The sequence below is a fragment of the Salinisphaera sp. G21_0 genome (assembly GCF_017744115.1).
Lineage (GTDB): Bacteria > Pseudomonadota > Gammaproteobacteria > Pseudomonadales > Endozoicomonadaceae > Endozoicomonas.
This window is the reverse complement of the sequence record NZ_JAGHQW010000022.1, coordinates 61841-84960: the sequence shown is the minus strand read 5'-3', so window position 1 is coordinate 84960 and position 23120 is coordinate 61841. Positions and strand designations below refer to the sequence as shown.

General features: G+C 49.9%; 23 protein-coding genes and 1 tRNA gene. 18 read left to right on the top strand and 6 right to left on the bottom strand.

The annotated features are described in order from the left end of the window. Window positions 1-141: 141 nt before the first annotated feature. The gene (gene pmbA, locus J7439_RS12085) at window positions 142-1503 is read right to left on the bottom strand and encodes a metalloprotease PmbA (protein ID WP_209202051.1); all 1362 of its coding nucleotides are present in this window, start codon (window positions 1501-1503) and stop codon (window positions 142-144) included. Window positions 1504-1758: 255 nt separating this feature from the next. Between pmbA and J7439_RS12080 the strand changes: the two genes are divergently transcribed. From J7439_RS12080 to yjgA, 5 genes are all read left to right on the top strand, one after another. Continuing rightward, window positions 1759-2820, top strand: a complete 1062-nt coding sequence (locus J7439_RS12080; RefSeq protein WP_209202050.1) for an ankyrin repeat domain-containing protein — start codon at window positions 1759-1761, stop codon at window positions 2818-2820. A 95-nt stretch (window positions 2821-2915) separates the two neighbouring features. Then, the gene (locus J7439_RS12075) at window positions 2916-4079 is read left to right on the top strand and encodes an ankyrin repeat and SOCS box protein (protein WP_209202049.1); all 1164 of its coding nucleotides are present in this window, start codon (window positions 2916-2918) and stop codon (window positions 4077-4079) included. A 539-nt stretch (window positions 4080-4618) separates the two neighbouring features. Next, the gene (locus J7439_RS12070; protein WP_209202048.1) at window positions 4619-5401 is read left to right on the top strand and encodes a 2OG-Fe dioxygenase family protein; all 783 of its coding nucleotides are present in this window, start codon (window positions 4619-4621) and stop codon (window positions 5399-5401) included. Then, on the top strand, window positions 5332-6564 hold the full coding sequence (locus J7439_RS12065) for a cysteine desulfurase-like protein (protein ID WP_209202047.1): 1233 nt from the start codon (window positions 5332-5334) through the stop codon (window positions 6562-6564). The genes J7439_RS12070 and J7439_RS12065 overlap by 70 nt, the downstream gene beginning before the upstream one ends. A 246-nt stretch (window positions 6565-6810) precedes the next feature. Continuing rightward, window positions 6811-7353 carry a ribosome biogenesis factor YjgA gene (gene yjgA / locus J7439_RS12060; RefSeq protein WP_209202046.1) on the top strand — a complete coding sequence of 181 codons (543 nt, stop codon included), beginning with the start codon at window positions 6811-6813 and terminating at the stop codon, window positions 7351-7353. Between the two features lie 86 nt (window positions 7354-7439). On the opposite strand, the gene J7439_RS12055 is transcribed toward yjgA, so the two are convergent. Next, window positions 7440-8147 (bottom strand): glycerophosphodiester phosphodiesterase family protein, encoded by a 708-nt coding sequence (locus tag J7439_RS12055; RefSeq protein ID WP_209202045.1) that lies wholly within the window; start codon window positions 8145-8147, stop codon window positions 7440-7442. Window positions 8148-8240: 93 nt separating this feature from the next. Between J7439_RS12055 and J7439_RS12050 the strand changes: the two genes are divergently transcribed. Beyond that, entirely contained in the window at window positions 8241-9815 is a 1575-nt protein-coding gene (locus J7439_RS12050; RefSeq protein ID WP_209202044.1) for an FGGY-family carbohydrate kinase, read from the top strand. Between the two features lie 24 nt (window positions 9816-9839). Here J7439_RS12050 and J7439_RS12045 read toward each other — a convergent pair. Continuing rightward, window positions 9840-9915, bottom strand: a tRNA-His gene (locus J7439_RS12045). Window positions 9916-10321: 406 nt separating this feature from the next. On the opposite strand from J7439_RS12045, the gene J7439_RS12040 reads away from it, so the two are divergent. From J7439_RS12040 to brnA, 5 genes are all read left to right on the top strand, one after another. Beyond that, the gene (locus J7439_RS12040) at window positions 10322-11200 is read left to right on the top strand and encodes a caspase family protein (RefSeq protein ID WP_209202043.1); all 879 of its coding nucleotides are present in this window, start codon (window positions 10322-10324) and stop codon (window positions 11198-11200) included. Next, a complete protein-coding gene (locus tag J7439_RS12035; RefSeq protein ID WP_209202042.1) occupies window positions 11190-11471 on the top strand; it encodes a hypothetical protein in 282 nt (93 codons plus the stop codon). Before J7439_RS12040 ends, J7439_RS12035 begins: the two co-directional genes overlap by 11 nt. Before the next feature lie 164 nt (window positions 11472-11635). Next, window positions 11636-12724, top strand: a complete 1089-nt coding sequence (locus tag J7439_RS12030; RefSeq protein WP_209202041.1) for a porin — start codon at window positions 11636-11638, stop codon at window positions 12722-12724. Between the two features lie 255 nt (window positions 12725-12979). Then, entirely contained in the window at window positions 12980-13255 is a 276-nt protein-coding gene (locus J7439_RS12025) for a BrnT family toxin (RefSeq protein ID WP_209202040.1), read from the top strand. Continuing rightward, entirely contained in the window at window positions 13242-13463 is a 222-nt protein-coding gene (gene brnA, locus J7439_RS12020) for a type II toxin-antitoxin system BrnA family antitoxin (RefSeq protein ID WP_101748923.1), read from the top strand. Before J7439_RS12025 ends, brnA begins: the two co-directional genes overlap by 14 nt. Window positions 13464-13533: 70 nt before the next feature. Here brnA and J7439_RS12015 read toward each other — a convergent pair whose 3' ends face one another. Beyond that, window positions 13534-14007: a DUF29 domain-containing protein gene (locus tag J7439_RS12015; protein WP_209202039.1), complete on the bottom strand. Its 474-nt coding sequence runs from the start codon at window positions 14005-14007 to the stop codon at window positions 13534-13536. Window positions 14008-14627: 620 nt separating this feature from the next. Next, window positions 14628-14951 (bottom strand): iron donor protein CyaY, encoded by a 324-nt coding sequence (gene cyaY, locus J7439_RS12010; RefSeq protein ID WP_209202038.1) that lies wholly within the window; start codon window positions 14949-14951, stop codon window positions 14628-14630. A gap of 367 nt (window positions 14952-15318) precedes the next feature. Here cyaY and lptM point away from each other — a divergent pair, with 367 nt between their 5' ends. The 5 genes from lptM (at window position 15319) to xerC (ending at window position 19525) form a co-directional block, all read left to right on the top strand. Further along, window positions 15319-15483 (top strand): LPS translocon maturation chaperone LptM, encoded by a 165-nt coding sequence (lptM, locus tag J7439_RS12005; RefSeq protein WP_209202037.1) that lies wholly within the window; start codon window positions 15319-15321, stop codon window positions 15481-15483. A 56-nt stretch (window positions 15484-15539) separates the two neighbouring features. Beyond that, window positions 15540-16817 carry a diaminopimelate decarboxylase gene (gene lysA / locus J7439_RS12000; RefSeq protein ID WP_209202036.1) on the top strand — a complete coding sequence of 426 codons (1278 nt, stop codon included), beginning with the start codon at window positions 15540-15542 and terminating at the stop codon, window positions 16815-16817. Window positions 16818-16840: 23 nt separating this feature from the next. After that, complete coding sequence (dapF, locus tag J7439_RS11995) at window positions 16841-17671, top strand: diaminopimelate epimerase (protein WP_209202062.1); 831 nt, start codon at window positions 16841-16843, stop codon at window positions 17669-17671. A 181-nt stretch (window positions 17672-17852) separates the two neighbouring features. Further along, window positions 17853-18581 (top strand): DUF484 family protein, encoded by a 729-nt coding sequence (locus tag J7439_RS11990; protein ID WP_209202035.1) that lies wholly within the window; start codon window positions 17853-17855, stop codon window positions 18579-18581. Further along, window positions 18578-19525 (top strand): tyrosine recombinase XerC, encoded by a 948-nt coding sequence (gene xerC / locus J7439_RS11985; protein ID WP_286198315.1) that lies wholly within the window; start codon window positions 18578-18580, stop codon window positions 19523-19525. The genes J7439_RS11990 and xerC overlap by 4 nt, the downstream gene beginning before the upstream one ends. Window positions 19526-19757: 232 nt before the next feature. Here the strand turns inward: xerC and J7439_RS11980 are convergent, their stop codons facing one another. Then, window positions 19758-20969 (bottom strand): hypothetical protein, encoded by a 1212-nt coding sequence (locus J7439_RS11980; RefSeq protein WP_209202034.1) that lies wholly within the window; start codon window positions 20967-20969, stop codon window positions 19758-19760. A 136-nt stretch (window positions 20970-21105) separates the two neighbouring features. Between J7439_RS11980 and J7439_RS11975 the strand changes: the two genes are divergently transcribed. Both J7439_RS11975 and J7439_RS11970 read left to right on the top strand, forming a co-directional pair. Further along, window positions 21106-21273 (top strand): hypothetical protein, encoded by a 168-nt coding sequence (locus J7439_RS11975; protein ID WP_209202033.1) that lies wholly within the window; start codon window positions 21106-21108, stop codon window positions 21271-21273. A 100-nt stretch (window positions 21274-21373) separates the two neighbouring features. Then, window positions 21374-23092, top strand: coding sequence for a hypothetical protein (locus J7439_RS11970; protein ID WP_209202032.1), 1719 nt, complete (start codon window positions 21374-21376; stop codon window positions 23090-23092). Window positions 23093-23120: the final 28 nt, after the last annotated feature.

The window sequence follows — 23120 nt, the reverse complement described above, 5'->3', positions numbered from 1 at the left end:
AAAGATTAGTAAGAACAAAGCTCTTACAAACCATGCCCCGGGAGGCTGTCCGAGAATAGCTTTTAACCATTGAACCACAAAAACCCAAAAAATCTTTGTGTCTTTGTGTCTTTGTGGTTCCCTTCTTTTGTCTTTTAGCAATCACTCACCCGCCAGCTTCATACTGCTGATCAGAATTGAACCGGTCTGGATATTCCCACGCTTGTCTACATCATTACCCACGGCAACAATATTCCGGTAGATATCTTTCAGGTTGCCAGCAATCGTCACTTCTGACACCGGGAACTGAATTTCGCCATTGTCGACCCAGAAGCCACCGGCACCACGGGAATAATCACCGGTAACGGTATTAACCCCCTGCCCCATCAGTTCGGTAACCAGCAGCCCGGTTCCCATCTGTTTCAGTAGCGCATCAAGATCGCCCGCATTGCTTTGTACAAACAGGTTATTAACACCACCGGCATTGGCAGTACTGTCCATGCCCAGTTTGCGGGCAGAATAGGTGCTTAAAATATAATGCTGCAGCACACCGTCCGTAATAAAGTCCTTGGCATAGGTCGCCAGCCCATCATTATCGAAGCTGGCGGATCCCAGCATGTTTTTCAGCAATGGTTGCTCATGGATACGCATCCATTCTGGGAACACCGGCTTGCCCAGGTGATCCAACAGGAAAGAGGCCTGTCGATAAAGGCTGCCACCACTGATCGCCCCGAGAAAATGGGAAATAAGACCTGAAGCCACCTCCGGTGCAAACAGTACCGGCACCTCGGCAGTACCTACTTTTCGGGCTCCCAGTCGGCGCACCGTACGTTCCGCCGCTGTCTTACCCACAGCGACCGCTTTTTCCAGCTCGTTGGCATTACGGCTTACTGTGTACCAGTAATCCCGCTGCATCTCATCACCCTGCATACCAATCAATACAGCACTCAGGCTGTGGCGACTGGACACATAGCTGCCAATAAACCCATTACTGTTGCCATAGACACGGCAACCCTGATGGCTGGAGACACTGGCACCGTCGGAATTGACAATTTTATTACTGAAAGCGCGTCCGGCATCTTCACATTGCATGGCCAGATCAATCGCCTGCCCGGCATCGATTCCCCAGGGGTGATACAGGTCAAGATCCGGCAACGCATCACCGTCAGCCATTAACACGGGGTCAGCCAAACCCGCATAAGGGTCTTCGGACGCGTAACGGGCAATATCGCAGGCGGCTTTTACCGTTTCACGGATAGCCTTTGGACTGCTGTCTGAAGTACTGGCAGAGCCTTTTCGTTTACCCAGATAGACGGTAATGCCCAGCCCCTGGTCACGGTTAAACTCAACCGTTTCAACATCGCCCATACGGACGCTGGCCGACAGGCCGGCATCCATGCTGATGCCCACCTCACAGGCATCCGCTCCCTGTCTGGCGGCCTCTGCCAGAATATCACCGGCCAGTGTTTTCAGCCTGGTCTCTTCACTTCGTGGATCCAGCACTGCATTGGAAGGTTCGCCCATGATTGCACCTGATCTGTTGTGTTTATGCCTACGGGGGTTTTCAACTATTGTGCCGCTGTGAAGTTAAGAATGCATCAGATAGATGATCAATAAAACGCTCTTTGGGGTCTATTGACATTTCGTTGCTCGTTCATCGGGGTGTGCGGCCCGGTTGATTAAGCTCCTGTTAGCCAGGGCTTGCGCATTGAACCTTGTAGACTATTTTTCGTTCTGCGATTTGCTGTTGTTTGTATGCCTTGAAGGGGAAAACCATCGATGTACCCGGGCGCTATTGCGGAGCATGGCCATTCGGAAGAAATGGTAGACGATGCCAGCGAGCAATCCCTATCCACCGTAACTGGCTCAGACAATGGCCAGTTGCCTGCAGCAACGGCTGATTTGGCAAAGTTGATGAAATCAGCAATTTTGGATAATGACCTGGCCACCATCAACTACCTGCTGGCTCAGGGCTTTGAACCCAATACCCACTTCCAGTCCGGCTCTCCCCCCCTGCTTTTGGCCATAGGCAAACAGAAAGATATTGTCAAGACGCTGCTGGATTATGGGGCGCACCCGAATCTTCCTGCCCCCAATTACCCGCCTTTGTCGTTAGCTTCAATCCTGGGCGATCACCGAGCCCTCATGTTGTTGCTGGACAAGGGAGCCAACGTGAACGCCCATGACAACTTGGATTTGACAGCATTGCATGTGGCCGCTTTTTTATCTAACGACGATACAACGATCATTAAGGTTCAGAACTGCCTGCTGGACAGCGGGGCCGATTTAAATGCCCTTGACCGTAAGGGCCAGACCCCACTGCACCATGCGGTAGATCACTACAGCACTGCGGTTGTTAACAATTTACTGCAAGCAGGTGCCAATCCAAATATTGCTGACTTCTGGGGTATCACCCCACTTACCAATGCTATTATAAACGCCCCCGATTCCGAAGTCTGCAGTATGGTCAGTTGCTTGCTGGCCAATAAAGCCAACCCCAATATACCCGACGGGATAGGCGATACCGCACTGCATCTGGCGCTTGAAAAAAACCGGCCAGAGGTTGTCGAGATTCTGCTGGCCAATGGTGTCAATGACGGTATTCCCAACGCGCGTGGTGAAACCGCACGGAACATTGCTACAGCCAAAGGCCTGGATATCCTGAACAATTACATTCCTGCTTATCAACCGATGACGCTATCGAATTGCGCCCGAGCCTGCATTCGTTCACGGCTGATAGAGAACAAGTCGCTACTGGCAAAAGCCCTGGCACCAGACTCTGACTGCCTGCCGCTGCCCAATCCCATAAGAACTTATTTACACAAGCCGCTGACTCTTTAGGAATTGTCCGAAAGCAGGTCATTAAGATTCCGGCTTGTGTACTATTTTCTTTAAGCGATTTGCTGTTTTTTTGTATCTTGAGCAGGAATACGACAATGTTCTCAAGCGTCAGAACGGAGCATGACCATTCGCAGGAAATGGTGGCCGATGCCAGCGTGGAATCCACATCTGCTGTCGATCTCCCGCTGCCTGATAACACGACAGAGGTTGATCATTCAGAATCTGCAGTGGCTGTCTCAGGCAGCAGGCAGTTGCCTGCAGCGACAACTGATATGGCAAAGTTGATGGAACGGGCAATCTTGCGTAATGACCTGGCCACTGTCAACTATTTGCTGGACCAGGGCGTTGACCCCAATATCCGCGATGCGGGTGGCTCTACCCCTCTGTATTGGGCCGTCGGCAGACTGGAAGATACAGATATCGTCAAGGCGCTGCTGGATCGCAGAGCAGACCCGAATCTTCACATCCCCTATTTGGAGGGAAAATACACTACGCCTTTTCTAGAAGCTGCAAAGCTGGGCAACTATAAAACCCTCAATTTGTTGCTGGACAGGGGAGCTGACCTGAACGCCAGTGACGATGATGGTCGCACAGCGCTGCATTTGGCCACTTTTTCCAGCGATGCGACAGCGATCACCAAGATCGTGAATTGCCTGCTTGACAGAGGTGCCTATATCAACGCCATTGACTGCACGAGCCATACTCCGCTGCTCTTAGCGGTAATTGGATGCAAAATTTCGGGCGTTAACACTTTACTGCAAGGAGGTGCCGATCCAGATATTCCTGACCCGTGGGGTCAGACTCCACTTAACTGGACTCTGCATTACTACCTCCATTTCAACATCAGCAGCCTGTTCCATAGCGTGCTGGCCAATGGAGCTAATCCCAATAAACCCGGCAGTTTAGGCAATACCCCACTGCATCGGGCGCTTCAACATGGATGGCCGGAGATCGTTGACAGTCTGCTGGCTAATGGTGCCCATACCAATATTCCCAATGCATCTGGTGAAACCGCGCTGGACATTGCTGCAGCCAGAGGCGTTGTTGATGCCCTGCACAATTACATTCCTGCTTATCAACCGATGAGGCTAATGGCCTGCGCCCGAACCTGCATTCGTTCAAGGCTGGTAGAGAACCGGGTGCCCTTGGCAAAAGTCCTGGCATCAGGCTCTGACTGCCTGCCGCTGCCGTATCCCATGAAGAACTATTTATACCAGCCGCTGACTTATTCGGGATCTGCCCTAAAAGCAGGTAATTAAGATGCAGACTTGCGCAGAGAGCCTTGTGCACTCATTTATCTAAACTAACTGGTGATTCATGCAATACCTTAAGCTGGGCAATACAGATGATCTCAAGCGTCAGGACGGAGAATGACCATTCGAAGGCAATGGCAGCTGATGCCAAACCGGTAAAAAAAACGCTTGTCCAGCTTCACTAGGAGGCTGACCGAGAATAGCGCCCGTAGCGAGGATGGCAGAAAATTGAGGATAAAAATTTCGTTTTGTGAGGTGAATAGCGGGGCTATTTGCCGAACAAAACGGAATTTTTAGACCAATTTGCTGCCACCGCAGTAGGGCAGTCTATTCTCGGACAGCCTCCTAGGCACGCTGCGTAGCGGAAATGAACAGCTAGTGCGGCTAAGCGTTATTACCCGTACACCACGTTCACCCTGAGCGGAGTCGAAGGGTGCTTGGCACGATCTATCAGAGTCCGGAGTTTCCTCCTTTAGGCCCTATGGGTCCTTCGACAAGCTCAGGACGAACGGTATTGGTAACAGCGCTTAGCTGCACTAGCGATTATGTCGTCTATTATGTTGCAAACACTGTATAACAGCATCAGTAATGGCAGGAGGGCGACCATGGCTCTTATTTCACCTGATTTTACCTTTTCACATCAGCGGCTGACCGATCTTGACCTGAACGCTTTTGCGCCTTTTTTTGCCAATCTTGCCGCTGACCCTTATGTCAGTGGTCACTACCGTTTTCGCCGCTACTCCCGCTTTACCGGGCCTGCAGAATGCCTGGAAAGATTACCCCACGATGACTTTGTCCAGTCCCGTTCTGTCAATTATCTCAGTGGCGACATTCTACGGGAATTTGCTGAAATTGAACCGGCCCTGACGGAGCTGCCGGAATTTCAATCCCTGTTCAGGCAGGTAAACGGTTTTTTCGGTCTTGATCCAGCACGTACCGTTTATGGCGTGCATCAAATCCGGATCACCTGCTCCGGTGCCGATCACGGTTTGCCAGTGCCGGAAGGCATTCACCAGGATGGCTTCGACCTGATCGCCATCATCTGCACTGACCGCAAAAACGTCGAGGGTGCAGAGACTGGAATTTTTTATCATCCGGAACAAAAACCTGCCTATAGTGCTACGCTGTTGCCCGGGGATATTGTTTACTGCAATGACCGTCGGGTCTATCACTACACCTCTGCGCTTCAGGTCAGCAGTGGCGAAGTCTCCGGGCATCGGGATGTTTTCGTTATTACGGTAACCCTGGAGGATGAACAGTGGAAAAACAGCATAACTCAACCAGCCTCCAGCGCATCCGAGAGCAATTTCCAGCCCTTGAGCGGCTAGAGGGAAACCAGCGGGCAGTCTATTCTGATGCGCCGGGAGGTACCCAGGTTCCGATATCGGTGATCAGCGCCATGTCGGACTACCAACAAACGGGTTCTGCCAATCTGGGTGGTTTTTTTGCCACCAGTGAAGAAACCATGGCACTGCTGGAACGGGCAAGGGAGGCCGCAGGGCAGTTATTAAATGCCCCTGCTGACAGCATTGCCTTCGGTGCCAATATGACCTCCCTGACCCTGGCGCTGAGCAGAGCCATCGCCAGAACCTGGCACAAGGGTGATGAGATTGTTGTTTCATCGCTGGACCATGACGCCAATATCACCCCCTGGGTGCTGGCGGCAGAGGAACGGGGATGTACGGTCCGGACGATGGATTTTACCGCCAGTCAAAATCTCTGCGTCACTGAGCTTGAGCGCCTGCTGTCTGACAGAACACGACTGGTGGCGTTTACCCTGGCCTCTAACGTGACCGGCAGCATCACCCCGGCATCCGAACTGATCAGGGCTGCGCACTCCGTGAATGCGCTGGTTCATGTTGACGCCGTTCACTACACCGCCCACCGGTTACCGGATGTGCAGGCTCTGAATGTGGATTTCCTGACCTGTTCAGCCTACAAGTTCTGTGGCCCTTACCTGGGGGTGATGTATGGTCGGCCAGAGCTGTTGGGCAGCCTGAAGCCCTATAAAGTCCGGGCTGCAAATGACCAGCCACCCTGGTGCTGGGAGACAGGGACACAGAACTTTACCGCGATTGCCGGATTGCTGGCCTGTATTCAATACCATGGCTGGCTCACCGGTTCTGACCATGACCGCAAGGGATTGCAGATGTCGGCCAGCTGGATCGAGGAGCACGAGCAACAGTTGTCGCAGCGGTTTCTTGATGGTCTCAAACACATGACCGGGTTCACCTTATACGGTTCGGATACCACGGTTGACCGAACCCCCACCTTTGCCCTGGCCCACCACCGGCAATCCTCGGCCAGGCTGGCACAACTTCTGGCCCGGCAGGGTATCTATACCTGGTCCGGCCATTTCTACGCACTGGATCTGCTTGACCGGCTTAAGCTTCAGGAGCGGGACGGGTTACTGCGGATAGGCTTTGTCCACTACCATACGCCGGAAGAGATAGACAGGGTGCTTAACGTTCTGGCAGATATTTCTGCGTGAGTTGCCAGATGACGCATCAGTGGTAACGCCATGTTGCAAGACAGCTGTCATTTATGTCCGGTCTCTCCATACATAACAGTAGCGCACTGACACACCGGGCCCGCTACAAAACGACAACGGGAGTTGCGGAAAAACATCCCAATTGAGAAGCATTCTGAAGTAAAATACCGGGAAATCCATTTTCCATCCATGGAACTGCTTTCTGATAAATAACGTCAGGCAGATTCCCATCAATGGCCATTCTCTATGAGTAAAAAGAGCCGTCGTATCCAGGAAGCCTGGGACGATGAAGAAACCGAAGAAATTATCTATGTCAGCAAATCTGAGCTGAAGCGGGACATGGATGAGCTTAAAAACATTGGTGCCCGGCTGATGGAACTGAAACCGGTACTGCTGGATAAGTTGCCACTGAATGATCGCCTGCGTGCAGCATTGGATGAGAGCAAGCGCATCAAAAGCAACAATGCCAGAAAACGCCATCTGGGCTTTATTGGCAAACTGATGGCAGACCAGGACATTGAGCCGATCATGGAGCTGCTTAACCAGCTGGATTCCTCCAGTGAAGAGTACAACCGCCGGTTTCATCAATTGGAGCGGTGGCGTGACCAGCTGATTCGTGATGATGACAGTCACACGGTATTAACGGAATACCTGGAGCACTACCCGGAAGCTGACCACCAGCATATCCGCCAGCTGGTCCGTAATGCCCAGAAAGAAGCGTCTCAGGATAAGCCACCGGCGGCGGCACGAAAGCTGTTCAAATACCTGAGAGAAGTGGACGAGCTTTAAGGATCATCATGAGCAGGCTGACCCAGCCTGTTCTTTTTTGCGTCGTGATTTCTCCGGTCAACACCGGGACTTCAACAGCCATGCTTTTACTCATCTGCCAAAGGATAATCAGAAAACACACCATCAACGCCATCATCAATCAGTTGTCTGGCAACCGCCGGAGAGTTAACGGTGTAGCAATACAGTTCATAGCCTTTGGACCTCACTCGCGAAATGTGTCGTTTTGCCGTTCGCTTACTGCTGAGGTGGATGGATACCGCGTTGACCCGTAATGCTTTCTTGTGCCAGTTCATTGGCAGCCGCTCAAACAAACAGCCAACCGGAATATCGGAACAATCTGAAAAACGGACAAGTGCCGCATAATTAAAGCTGGAAACCAATAGCCGATCTTTTGGCAACTCAACCTCGGCAAGGGTCTTTATCACCGCTTCTACCAGCCTCGACTCTGAACAGCCATTGGTTTTCAGCTCAAGGTTCAGCCCAAGCCCAAGTTCTTTTATGAGTTTAAGCGCCGCTTGGAGCTGAGGAATCTGCTCACCCGAAAATTGCCCGGAAAACCAGCTTCCGGCATCTATTGTTGCCAGATCAGAGCAGGTTAACGTCTTCACGCGACCTTTTTTATTGGTGGTACGATTCAGTCGCCGGTCATGAAAAAGCACAAGAGTACCATCACCTGCCAGAGTAACATCCACCTCGACCCACTTCAGCCCGTGCTCAGCAGCCAGCCTGATGCCTGCCAGGGTATTTTCCGGTGCCTCCCCTGCCAGCCCCCGATGCCCGATTATCCTGCTCATGTGCATGAATTTACCCACCTTAAAACACCCCTGTCCAAATGCAGGAACGGAGCTATTCTTACCCGAAACACTATTTCAAGGACATTATCACAGATGCGGCCTGTTTTGCTCAGTATCGATGTTGGCACCCACAGTTTGCGCAGCGCTTTTGTTTCCCCGGAAGGGCATGTCCTTGCCCATAATGAAGAGCCACTTCTGATCTGGAAAACAGCCAGTACCATGGAGTTCTGTTCCGAGAATATCTGGGAAGCCCTGGTATCCGGCGTTAACCGATTAATCGCTGAACACCCGCTGAATCAGGAGGATATTAAAGGGATCGGTATTGATACCACCTACTCCCTGGTTCTGCTGGACCAGCAGATGCACCCCGTTCACCTGCCCGGGAGCAATCGTGCTGACACTTTTGGCTGGATGGACAGCCGCGCCAGTCAACAGGCTGCCTATATTGCCAGAGAGCACCCGGGACTATTTGGCCATGCGGGCCCTGGCATCAACGCCAGGAGTAACGGCAGTAAATTACTCTGGCTCTTCCAGTGTGCGCCGGAAACCTGGCAAGCCGCCACCTGCATCCTCGACCTCTATGATTATGTCACCTGGAAGCTAACGGCCTGTCTGACCAGAACCCCTGATTCAATCAGTCATATCTTTACCCAAAAGGCTGCGAACCAGCTGAATATTGATATTGAGGGACGATTCAAGGGTGAATCCCTTGAGATTGGTGCAGCCATCGGGGATGGTCTGTGCCAAAGTGCTGCTGACCAACTGAACCTCAAACAGGGAACCCCGGTTGCCACAGGTATCGTTGATGCCTATGGCGGTACCCTTGCCACGATACTTGCCAGCAATCACCCGGACCGTCAGCAACCACTGGACTGTATTACCAGAAGAGTCAGTTTTATCGGTGGAACTTCGTCCAACTACGTCGCGTTCAGCAGGGATATGTTGACCTGCGATGGAGCAGATGGCCCCTACCCTTCGGTGCTGGAAGGTTACTCATTAATATACGCCAGGCAAACCGCAGCAGGTGCCTTTATTGATCACATCATTACCTCACACCCGGCTTACAGCTCAATCTATGATATCTCTGTCAGCCTGGGGATCGGGGTGCATGAATATCTTAATCAGATTCTCTATGAGCTGGCGGATAACAATCGATCGGAATACGCCGACAGTGTCAGCAAACTGACCGCGCACCTTCATATCCTCCCTTACTTCGACGCGCCTGAAGTGGATCAACCACAGCGGGGAATGATTACCGGCCTTACCCTGGATAAAAGTCATCAGTCGCTTGCTATGCTGTACCTTGCCAGTATTCAGGCCCTGGCCCTGGATGCGCGCTATCAGTTAGAGAAGTTAACAAAAGCCGGGTATCACATTGAACTGTTCATCCCCACCGGGGGATTGGCAAAGAACCAACGACTGCTCACTGAACATATCAACATTCTCAATATTCCTGCTGCCATTCCGGAAGAGAGAGAAAATATGCTGCTGTCCGGAGCCATCACCGCAGCGGTGGCCGCTGGTATCTACGACAGTATTGAGGAGGCCATGAGAGCCATGAGTCGCTACCACGAACGAATAGAACCTGACCTGCAGCTGGCTGATTTCTACCAGGCAAAATACGACATATTTATAAAGATGCTGAAGGATCAACAATCGTGGAGGTGAGAATTGGAAGCAAAGGAGGGAAGATGGGGTGGGCGAAGGGGCTCGAACCCTCGACCGCCGGAATCACAATCCGGAGCTCTGCCAACTGAGCTACGCCCACCATCAACATCTGAATCAGGAAAGAACTTCATCCCTCACCAGACGCGGCTGATTATAAGGAAAGCTGTTCAGCTTGCAAGCATGGTCCGTTGTTTTTTTTCTGCGATTTACCACTATATTTCAATGAGTTTGATATGAACAATCGCCGTTCACCCTGAGCATCCTTCGACTCCGCTCAGGACGAACGGAGTTTGGGCGTCATTGACAGAGAACCCATCAATTACATTGAAACCGCGTACCAGATGTCTTTACCCGTCACTCATCACTTCTCAAGCATGAGGCATACCATGCTCACTTTCTGTATAGCCCGAATTCAGCAGGCTGTTTTCAGCACGATCACACAGCTTATCTGTCTGTTATCAATACTGCTATCACCACTACACGCTTACTGCTCTTTCAATTCAAATTTGCCCGATAATCAGACCGTTTGTTATGACAACCAGTGTCCACTGGACACTGACTTCTATTTTGAGTTTGAAAATATGCATCTGATCAAGGGACTGTTTACCGGGCAAAACTACGATCAGATCCCGGAAGTACCAACATTAGGTGGCTGCCGTAATGATGCCTGGAACTTTTTTAACTGGGCCTCTACCAGCAAGGGCATCCCGACAACTTCCCTGAAGGTACAAACTGATCGACTTGGCCCACTCAAAAAATCCATCGTCCTCTCGGAAATTGAACGTCTGGCAGAGCAAACCCACAGTGAAGCCGGGCCACATCGAATCGTCATCAGTTTCAGCGGACACGGTACCCGTCGACCGGATACCAGCGGTGATGAGTTAGACCAAATGGATGAGCTGTTGGTCTGTGGTCGCGATGTTATTTCCGATGATGAACTGCATCATGCCTTCAAACGCTTTCATAACAGCACAAGGCTGCTGATCTTCGTTGACACCTGCCACTCTGGCACCATGTTTGACCTGCCCTATCGGTATATCTATAACTCGCTGCATCCGGATATTATCGAAGAAATTGATACAGGAAAAGACAGGGACATTCCTGCCTATATGATGGTGATATCCGCCAGCCGCGACAGAGAAACCGCAGCCGATGCTTTTTTACCAAGCCCCGGTATTATCGCCTGGAGCAGCCAGGGGGACTTTAGCAACCGAATGATCAAGACATTGAAAGAGGTGTATTACCATAACCTCTATGTGAGAAACATTCCGGCCCTGCTCCGTGACCAGAAACTGCATGCCGAGGCCAGGTACAACCCGAATCAACATGCCGTTCTCTCAACCAACTTTCGTCCGGCCAGAAACCTGAAGCTGTTTGGCTGGTAGCAGCCCCTTAGCAGAAAACTGGTTGCGTATTGGCTTTGATTATTTCAGCGCTGATGTACATCAACGGAATGTAAATTTCTATTCACCGGGAATGCCGTATTTTATCCCCTATCTCGGCATTCACCTACCCGGTTATTTGATTATTTCTACTCACTCTCTTTTTAGTGATTTATTCCAATCCCTTATCCTTCAAAGCCTACGTACTTTCCCTGATTATTTATTATCAAATGCTGTTTGCTTTTCATTCTTGCGACAACAAAAAAAATCATAAGCAAATTCGATTATGTAATGTGACCTTGGTTTAAAAACTCTTGAATAATTGCGCCCAAATTAAGTCGTCCGCATCGGTGCGGGGCTTTTGCCCCGGGCTATGCATAAGAAGAAAGGCGACAGAAAAAAGCACACACATCACACACAATTTCAGGAGTAAGCTCCATGCAAAAGAAAATTCTTGCAGCTGTTGTTGCTTCCATGATGGCTGGCCAGGCTATGGCTGTTACTGTCGTAGACGATGGCACTAACAAAGCTACCATCGGCGGTTACCTCGATCTGCGTTATGTTGATCAGGGCGACAACAAAGGCCATATGGGTGACAGCAGCCGTATCAACTTTGCTTTCGAGCACAAGATGACAGAAGCTACTACTGTTTTTGCTAAAGCAGAGTGGGGTTTCGACACTGACGGCTCTAAAGACGATTTCTTCTGGCAGCGTCAGGCCTACGTTGGTGCCATGAATGACCAGCTGGGTTCTATCACGTACGGTCAGCAATGGTCTTCTTACGGTAAAGTTGCTGGTTACACTGATCAGTTCGCTGCTGCTGGTGGTGATGCTTCCGGTTACTATGGTGATGACGGTGACTTCCTGGGTACTGCCCGTGCTGAAGACGCTCTGCAGTATAACCACAGCTTCATGGGCCTTAACATCTCCGCTCAAATGCAGGTAGGTAAGAAGACTGAGTCAGCAACTGTAGTAAATATGGATAACTCATTTGTAGTTACTGATACAGTAACCACTGATGTAGAACGTGATGGCTCTTACGCTATTGCTGCTAGTTATGATCTGCCAATGGGCTTTAGTATCGGTGCAGCTTACAACCAAGCAAAAGTTAACGGCACTGTTACTGAAGTTACAAGCGCTCCTGTAACTACTGTTGAAGAAGATAACTTCAAAGCCAAGTCTACAATCGTTGGTGCCAAGTTTGAAGCTGACAAGATCTATGCAGCTGTTACTTATGCCAAGCTGAAAAATCGTGCAGTTCTAGATGGTGTTGAAAAAGCTGAAGGTGTTGAGTTTTATGCCAGCTACCAGCTGAACGAAATGTTCAAGGTTGAAGGTGGTTACAACCAGCTGAAAGACGAAAGCTCTAACCCAGGCAAGGCTGAAATCAAGCACTTCCCAATGGCTGTTGTTTACACCCAGGGCCCAGTTCAGCTGTCCGGTACTTACCAGTTTGAAAAGAGTACAGATAAAGATGGCAAGGACGTTGATGACAAAATGGTTCTGCAAGCTCGCTACTACTTCTAATACCGAAGTGGTTGCTTAGCAGCAATGCGCCGGACTTTCCGGCAACAAAAAACCCGCTCCTGCGGGTTTTTTGCGTTTTGACGTAGATCGGTTCCCATAAGCGCTGACACCTGAACCAACCGTCATGCACAGTACCACGTTCCCACGGTCCTCTGCTGGAACGCGACCCGGCTTGTCCGAAGACGCCCTTCTAGCTTGTTAATTGAGATTTATAGGTTATATTTATCCTTTTTATACATTATTATGGTATTAAAAATGGGTAATACCCAATTTGAATACGATGAAGAAAAAAGTCTTGCCAACAAGGATAAGCATGGCATCGACTTTGCGCAGGCGGCTAACTTATGGGAGGACGATAGACTGATCTGCCTGCAATCGAAGGTAAAGACCGATGAGGAACGATTACTCTTTATCGGTAAAATAACAACTAAACACTGGACCGCCATAGCGACACAACGGGGAGACTGTCTCAGAATTATCTCAGTACGCCGATCCAGAAAAAATGAGGTGAACCTTTATGAAAGCCAGTGATATTGATAAAAAATTCGACGATGGCGAAGACGTACTGGAATTCTTCGACACCGACCATCCTCAACGGCCCAACCTTGCAGCCAAAAGGGTTAACATTGACTTTCCTGCATGGGTTGTCAATGAACTGGATAAAGAAGCCAGCGCAATCGGCATCAGCCGTCAGGCGCTGATTAAAACGTGGATTGTTGACCGGCTCAGGCAGCACTGATCTGGTTGTGCCCGATAAGTCTGGAGCGAGGCTGGCAGGCTAACCCAAGTGTTCATCATGGTTTCAAAACCTACTCCGGCCTTGGCGGAAACCCATCTGTCATAATCTGTTCCATGGTCCACGGATTGGTATCCGGGAACTCATCCTCCGGTATTTCCAGCTCCCGGGAAGCATCCCGGCAGGCAATGGGATAACATTCCAGCAGGCTTTCATCCAACAGTTCATACAAGCTGGGGTTTTTCATCAACAGTCGTTTAGCAATCGCCCGTTCTTTTTCCAGGCTGTAATCAATCACCATAAACCAGCTACGGTACCAGCGATTCAAGGCATGCAGGTCTTCTTTGAAGGTGCGAATATGCCATTTGAGCAGAAGCACCAGGATCCGGGTCAGATGATTTTCCAGCGTGTTGACCTTTTCCTGGCCAAGGTCGTCTACCTCCTCAATCAGGTTCTCCAGGTCCAGAGCCCGAAACTTGTTTTTTTTCAGTAAATCAATTTGCTGACGGGTCCACTGATAAAAGTCCGTTTTGTACAGGTTACTCATAGTGATGACCTCCCGATGCTACTGATGTTTTTTTAAGAGCTTCAGTGTTGTCTCCAGCAATCTCCTGCAACCCTCTATCGCAGCTTCTGAGTCATCACCCAGTGAAGCAGAAGGTTTTTATTTATTGTATTGATCCGTCCCAGAGCCTATCAGGATGATATTGACTGGGAGAGGGTGACAGCCTGGGGTGTTTAGTAAGATAGAAGAGCAGATGATGATGGTTCCGGTTTTCTAATCTTGTCCTGATGGTAAAGAACCAATACCAGAAGAGGCTGTCACAAACCGGCTGGAGTATAGGCCATGAATGTCGTGCCATGGGAATTTTGACAATAAATATGAAGTTTCAGCGCTGCCCGAAAAAGACGGGCGACTTGTAATTTTGCAGGAAGCGGGAGGCGACATTAACTTATGCTTCAGACAAACACGGAACTTATTCCGGAACAACTCGCGGAAAGAAGGGCGCTAAGGCATTGTCCCCGAATAATTTCCTCTTTTTGCCACGGAGGCACAGAGACACAGAGGAAAAGATTTTTTTTCTTTACTCCGTGCCTCTGTGCCTCCGTGGCAAATGCTCATTTGGTAGATTACATCGAAATGTGGAAGTTATTTAAGGACAATTCCTAAATAGATAGCTGAACAGCGTCGCCTGTTTGTTCGGTAAGGCAGCGGTTGAGCACCGCAAGAAAGTTGTCTCCCCGGCCATCAAGCAGCCAGTCACCCTGCTCTTCATCGTAGTCAAAATGGAATCCACCACTGCGGGCGGCCATCCATAGCTGTAGCAGCGGGGTCTGGCGGCTGAGAATAATTTTGCTGTTGTCTTCACAGGTTAACGTGAGAATACCTGCTGACGTTTCATAGTCAATGTCCAGTCCGGCATCGTCTATGGCGTCTTCAATGGCCAGCATCAGGCCATCCAGAAGTTCGTTATATTGACGCTCTTTCATTCCTGTCTCGGTGCAATTTAATCTGAATGGGGGAATTTTAGCCTGCTTCCGACGTTGCTGATAGAGCCTTCCATGAAAAGAAAGCGCTGCCACCACATACAGAATAACTTCAATACTAAAAAAAGCCCTCAGCCATTTTAACTAGCCCGGGTATTTCATAAACTGCCCCGAATCTCGCGCGGGACTTTGTTGCTCTAAGGGATTTTGTGAGGGAGCGCCGTACCGGGGAGTACGGTCGACTGAGCAAAACTCCCTTAGAGCAGCAAAGGACAAGCGAGAACGGGAGCACGTTTATGAAATATCCGGGCTAGAGCCATCGCCAATTAGGCAGTTATACTGTGGCCTATTCAGAATTAAGGATCAGATTATGAGATTGTTCACTGCTGACCATCGGCTGAAAACTTCTGCATTGGCCGCTGCTGCGTTTTTCGTGCTGCTGCTCACAGGCTGTGGTCAGAAAGGTGACCTTTATCAGCCAGTATCATCACTGGCTGATGCGTCGGCTGTTCTGGAAGAAACAGTCGTTGAATAAAGAGAAGTTCTGGCTAATTACATCAATAAATAAGTGAAATGGGGAACAGTCACCTTATGGAGTGGTTTACTTTTCAGCCCTCTGGACCAGCGGCCGGTAGCGAGCTGTTTGCCGAAGAGATTCCGGTGCAACAGCTGGCCCGCCAGTATGGTACGCCTTTATATGTCTACTCCAGGCAAGCCCTGGAAGCCAGCTACCAAGCTTATTATCAGGCCATGGCTGACAGCCCCCATTTGATTTGTTATGCGGTAAAAGCGAACAGCAATCTGGCGGTGCTGAATGTTCTGGCCCGGTTGGGGGCTGGTTTTGATATTGTCTCGGTCGGGGAGCTGGAACGGGTGCTCGCGGCAGGCGGTGATCCCGCCAGGGTGGTGTTTTCCGGGGTGGCCAAGCAGCGTCATGAAATTCGGCGGGCGCTGGAAGTGGGTGTCCACTGCTTCAATATTGAATCAGAACAGGAGCTGGAGCGCATTCAGGAAGAAGCGCTGGCGATGAATAAAATGGCCCGCATCTCCCTGCGGGTCAACCCGGATGTGGATGCCCGGACTCACCCCTATATCTCCACTGGCCTGAAAGATAATAAGTTCGGCATTGATATTAACCGGGCTCCTGTGGTTTATGCCCGGGCTGCTGAATTGAGCCATATTGAGGTGGTGGGTGTTGATTGCCATATTGGTTCCCAGCTGACCACCACCGAGCCTTTCCTGGATGCACTGGATCGTCTGCTGTTGTTAATGGATCAGTTGCAGGCTCAGGGGATTCATTTGCAGCATCTGGATATTGGCGGTGGCCTGGGGGTTCAGTATCAGGATGAGACGATTCCGTCACCTGCCGATTATCTGGTGTCGGTCAAACAGCGCCTTGTTGAGCGGGGCTATGGCGATGTGATGCTGGTGGTGGAACCGGGTCGGTCCATTGCCGCCCAGGCGGGTATCATGCTGACCCGCGTTGAGTTGATCAAGGCGACTGAGCAGAAGCATTTTGCCATTGTGGATGGTGCCATGAATGACCTGTTGAGACCGTCCATCTACAGTGCCTGGCATACCATTGTGAATACGGTTCAGCACGCTGATGTGGATAGTCAGGTGTATGATATTGTCGGGCCTGTTTGTGAAAGTGGCGACTTCCTGGGCAAGGCAAGGGATCTGGCCATCCGTGAAGGTGATCTGCTGGCGGTGTATTCGGCGGGTGCCTACGGTTTTGTTATGAGTTCCAACTACAATACCCGCAATCGAGCCGCAGAAATCATGGTTGACGGCACTCAATCCTATGTGATCCGTCGCCGGGAAACCGTTGCCGAGCAGTTTGCCTCAGAAAGCCTGCTGCCGTCGTAAAGTATCAGGAAAGAATGAACTATATGTTGCTACATTTCACCAAGATGCATGGGCTGGGTAACGACTTTATGGTGGTCGATATGGTGTCCCAGAACCTGCGCCTGCCGCCGGAAAAAATCCGTCGCCTGGCGGACCGGCGGTTTGGGATCGGCTTTGACCAGTTGCTGCTGGTTGAGCCTCCGACCAATCCTGATATGGATTTTCGCTACCGCATCTTTAATGCCGATGGCAGTGAAGTGGAGCAGTGTGGCAATGGTGCCCGTTGTTTCGCCCGTTTTGTCCGGGACAAAAAGCTGATCGGCAGAGACCGGATCCGGGTACAAACCGCAGGGGGCAACATTGAGCTGGCTATTCAGAGCAATGGCGAGGTTTGCGTGGATATGGGGATGCCGAGGCTGGAACCTGAGCAGGTGCCATTTAATGCGCAGCAGCGTTCAGTGACCTACCCACTGATGGTTGATGGCCAGGTTATCGAGGTTTCGGCCGTGTCCATGGGCAATCCCCACTGCGTTTATCGGGTGGATGATGTGCACAGGGCCCCCGTGGACACCTGGGGACCGATGATTGAAGCCCATCCGGACTTTCCCCGTAAATGTAATGCCGGATTTATGCAGGTCCTCAATATCGATGAAATTAACCTGCGGGTATTTGAGCGCGGCGTTGGCGAAACCCTCGCCTGTGGCACCGGTGCCTGTGCCGCTGTGGTGGCAGGACGCCTGCAAGGTTTGCTGGGCGATACCGTTAAAGTGAACTTGCCCGGGGGTAGCCTGTCTATTTATTGGCCGGGAGAGGGCAGTCCGGTTATGATGACAGGCGCAGCAACCCGGGTTTATGAAGGATACACCCGGCTATAAATCTACTAAGGAATTGTACCTGAATAACTGCCTTTTTTTGCCACGGAGGCACGGAGTCACTGAGGAAAAGATTTTTTCTTTTCTCCGTGCCTCTGTGGCTCCGTGGCAAGGTTTTTTCTTTACTGGTATAACATCGGAAATGTGGAAGTTATTTCAGGACAGTTCCTAAGGGCCAGAGACCATGACCGAACAGATCGTCGAAACAGACAGGGAGCAGCAGGAAACGCTGGATCAGCCGAAAGCTCTGAAACCCGGGCAGGTTGCTGACTTCCTGAGAGAGCATCCTGATTTTTTTGTGGGCCGTGACGATCTGCTGCTGGATCTGACCCTGCCCCATCAGCGCGGGGATGCGATCTCGCTGGTTGAGCGTCAGGTCGCATTGTTGCGGGAACGGGCCCTGGATTACCGACATCAGCTGGTCCGTCTGGCGGACAATGCCAAAGCCAATGAAAAGCTGTTTGAGCGTATGCGGCTGCTGGTATTGTCCCTGCTGGAGTGCAGGGATCTGGAACAGCTGGTGGAAGTGATCGGTGACAGCCTTAACCATGAGTTTGGTATTGAATTCCATTCGCTGATTCTGTTCAGTGACCAACCGATGAACCTGCCCGTAAGGATTGAACATACCGATGTGGTGGTGGAAGCCCTGGGTTCCATTATGACCAGTGGCAAAGCCATTTGTGGTCAGGTGACTCAGGCAGAGCTGGAATTCCTGTTTCAGGAGCAGGCCGACAATGTTGGCTCGGTGGCCATTGCCCCCCTGAACTATGCCCTCAGTGAACCGCAGCAGCTTGGGGTTCTGGCGCTGGGCAGTCAGGATAAACACCATTTTAAGGCCAGCATGGGCACCCTGTTTATCAGTTATCTGGGCGATATCCTGAGTCGAGTTTTGGCTCGACAGCTGCATTCATGAGTCACTCTTCTTCCGATTCTCCGGCTAATAGCGGCCTGCAGCCATCAATAGCGGCTTTTCTGGATTACCTCCGCTATGAAAAGCAGCACTCGCCCCATACGCTGTCGGCCTATCAGCGTGATCTTGCCCGTGTGACGCAGCAGGCTGCCGCCAATGATATTCAGGGGTGGGCAACGATTACCGAGAAGCAGTTAAAGCACTGGCTGGGACTCTGGCACGAAGAGGGGTTATCCAGTCGCAGCCTGCAGCGGCTGATCTCATCACTTCGTCGTTTTTATCACTACCTGTTAACCCGGGGGGAGGTAACCAATAACCCGGCGCAACGACTTCGGGCACCGAAAACCGGCCGACCTCTGCCGGTGACGCTGGATGCCGACCAGGTCAATCACCTGTTGGATGACCCGCATGGTCAGGCGGAGGGTGATCCGCTGAAGTGCCGCGATCTGGCCATTCTGGAGCTCTTCTACTCGTCAGGTTTGCGCCTGGCCGAGCTGGCGGCACTGAACCTGGACAGCTTTTCCAATGGGTTTTCCCAGGTGAAAGTGCTTGGGAAACGCAGCAAAGAGCGGATGATCCCGGTGGGCAGCAAAGCCCGGCAGGCAATTCAACACTGGCTCACTTTTCGGGAGCAGTTGGTTCGGGGAGAGAGTGGTAGCGCCCTGTTTCTGTCAAAGTTGGGCAGGCGCATCAGTACCCGACAGATTCAGAATCGTATCAGGGAATTTGCCCGGGAAGCGGGCATGCCGGTGGGGGTTCATCCCCACATGCTGAGGCATTCGTTTGCCAGCCACCTGCTGGAATCCAGCAGTGACCTGCGCTCAATTCAGGAACTGCTGGGGCACAGTGATATCTCCACCACCCAGATCTATACCCATCTGGATTTTCAGCATCTGGCCACGGTGTATGATAAGGCTCACCCGAGGGCGAAGAAGAAAGACGACTGAATGCAAGAATTCCGGATGGTGAATTTTGATTGAGGTTGATCCGGTACGGGCAGTTTTTAATGCTTCCACTTAGGGTGGACATTAAGCTTACCCCTCCATTTTAAATGGCTTTTGAATGGAACCACGAAGGACACAAAGAGCACGAAGGAAAAGAAAATCTCTTCTTTGTGCTCTTCGTGTCCTTCGTGGTTCCGTCTTCAACTTCTCGAAGCTGGGAGTAGGCGCTTAATGTCTACCCTAAGAATGCTTCCAGCCGGGCGATGGCATGGGAATTACCCGATTTTTTGGCATAATCAAGCGCAGTATTGCCAGAATTTCCGGATGAATTAAGATCAAAATCCAGCTCGCCTGCATGATCATACAAGTAATCGAATACGCTGTTGGCTTTATAATAAGCGCATTGACGAAAAGCGAGGCCAAATTCTGACTTGTCGATACTGACGATTATCTTTTGTTTAAGTTGTAAAGCAATCTCTGAGGCGTTGATTAAAATGATTAACTTAATATTATGTACTACCGTTTTAATATCCTGCATAGCTTTTACCGCTTTCTTATCACCCTTAATTTTCCGCTCAAAAGATTCAATCTCATCATCTGAAATCGGGGGGTAATCATTACTCCCCGTAAAAGAAACAGAGTAGTCTCCGCGTAACCCAAAGTTGAGAAAAATTTCTACAGGGGTTGTATTTAACTCATCACCCGGAATAATCCGATCATTAAAAGGATCAACAAAAATCAAATTTGGTAGTTTTTCCTGTAACAAGAAAAAAAAATCCGCAACATCCATGGCAATTCCAGGTCGTTTTTTATATTCAACACCGTATTTAGCGGTAACGATATTCATTTGATCAAACAACCGCTCCATAGACTGGTTATCGGCAATTAACAGGATACAATGCCCATCATGTGGAGTATCACTGTTGCGTCTGTTAGCAAATTGGAGCACCCAGATAATATCAGCGGGAACACCTGCTTTTAACAGGTTTTGCCGACACTGATAAACCTGGGGGCCACAATCACCAAAACCGTTTTTTGAAGAGAACTTGAAATATATATCGCTGGTTCTGATCTGGGATAGATCATGGTTTTGTCGAAATATTCCCTGTAAACACTGGTAGCCCAAATTCATTTTTTTCACCTGCCCGGTAACAAAAGAACCGCGATGCAATGTCATCCTTACCAGATCGACTGGCCTCAGGCTGGGATAATGTAGGCTAAAATCCGTGACAAGATGGCTGTTTCCTACCACTTCATTGCGAGTTGCCGTAACGACACGGTTGAGAAACCGGGCATTTTCTGCGATATCCTCAACCCTGGTCGAAAAGCCACGCCAGCACGGAGCGTCAATACTTTTGGGACGGTTTGACTGGGCTGCTTCCGATGTGGGCAATGGTGAACCATGAGCTGTTTTCGACTCACTGTTTTGGGAGGCTGACGCTTGCATTGCTGTTGTTCCCTGGCAAAAAGTAACTAACTTCCAGCATTGGACAACTCGGATTGAAAGCCGTTCACTTGGAGGCTGCCCGGAATTTACTGTTACCGCAACAGGGCCGTCTATTCTCAGACAGCCCCATTGGAGTTTGTCGTACTTGATCGGCGGGTCTACGTTAAATCCGGCCGTTGCTTCAGGCCAGACTGGCACCCACTTTATCCTGGAACAAGCGGGAAGAACTCTTTGGGCCATGCCCCGGGTGCTGCCGGGCGATTCGGGAAATTTTCCTGCTATCGGGTTGATCAATCCGATTTAACAAAAGTAAACAAAGAATATCTGCAGATTATCCGGCAGCCGTTATGCTTTGCAGTTAAAAATCCACTTGAATGCTGACAGTCAAGGTGAAGCAGATCATTATGGATACGGTTGTCAATTACACTGAATTACCCAGCCTTTCTGGTCAAACACCCGTTCACAAATCAACTCAAACGGAGCCTGACGCAGGAACGTCGGGATCCTTGGGGCCTTATGACGTCAGTCGTGTAGATGTTGACGAAGTGGTAATGTTTACCGGTTGCCTGCCTGATAAGGAAATTACTGTAGAAAAGGGCAGAGTCGTCGTGAAGATTTATCCGACTTTGAATGTTACCGCCCAGAACGAAGAGGCCAATGGCACATCGTTCAGCATCAGATTTCGCAGCTTACCCGTGAATCAGACACCCGCAAACCTGACAGAAACAGAAGCTGCTGGCAGTGAAGACTTTGACTGGGATTACTATGTTGAATGTACAAATGTGGACAACAGTGAGTCAATACCAGTGAATACAGCTTCCGGATCTCACAGTTCTGGAGATTCCGGTATTGACAGTCATTCAGCAGCTCATGTTCAGAGGGTTATCAGGCAACCAGTCCTGCCAGCAATGAGAGAGGATTCGGTATCTTCAGATACGAGCGTCTCTGAAGGATTTGTTACCGGTTCAGCTTTATCAGTAACATCGTCTTCTCTTGATAAAATGGCATCTTCTGGCAGAGAGTCTTGCTATTCCGTAGACTCTAACAGCAGTTCTTTGAATTCTGCCAATAACGCTCTATTCAGAAATGGCCAGAAGATTTGCGAGATCGCTGACATGATAAGTGTCCCGGGTCGGCGTAAAGCCCCTGTATCCAGAATGATATTTAACAGGCTTATCACTTATGATCCGAGCACCGTACCTCCCTGGTACATAAGTAAATACAAGTTTATAAGGTCTTTGATCACTAGTGTTGAAACTTTCATTTTGAAAAGCGCTGCCAATGGTATGGGCTGGCATGATGCGAATGGTAAAGGCATGAATCTTTTTACAGGTTCGGCTGATCTTTCGAGTTATCCGTTGAGTTCAAAATTTGTATTCTGGTTTGAAAATAATACCAGTATCTTCGAGTCTATTTGTGAAGCTGCGCAGCTGCTTACCAGTGTCGAAAATCAGGTTGACCGATGCTTTGGTGGGTCAACCAGAACCAATCCCATAGATCGTGTTACGCTTTATGAAACGCTGTCTTTTAAACAAAGCGATAAAGCATCCATCAAAAACAAAAGTCGAAGTAGAGATTCACAACTGTTATCTGATTGCTCTTCTGCAATTTTTTTCTATTTCAGCAAATTTATCTCGAAATTAGAGCTTGCGCTACAATCGAAAAAATATAATAAAGACGAGGCATCGATTGCCAGAAAAATAGCCGATCATACGATTCTGGAAAAAAAGAGAGGGAATTTTGATTTATTAAATGCCTGCGTAAATTATAATTTAGCGGTTCGGTTGATCAAGAGAGAATATGAACTGACTGTTTTGGCTCAATACGATGCAGAAAGGAGGGCCGATGAACAGTTGGACGTCGAGGTCGAACCCGGAGATTTGGATGTTATAAAGCAGTTACTTGTCCTGATTGAAGCCCTGGAGGAAGAAGGCAGAGCCATTCTCAGTGACTACCAAACCTGTATTGATACCCTGCCAAGAGCGGTAAAAGGCCAGAGCTTTGAGGAAAGGGTGTTACATATGTCTGATAATGGTAATGGTTATGCCTGTAAGCCATTACAGGACATAAAGTCAACATTGACTACCATATTGAAAAATCATTCAGTCAGCCTGACAGATTAACCGGGTTGGTTCCTGCTGCTCAAGAGAA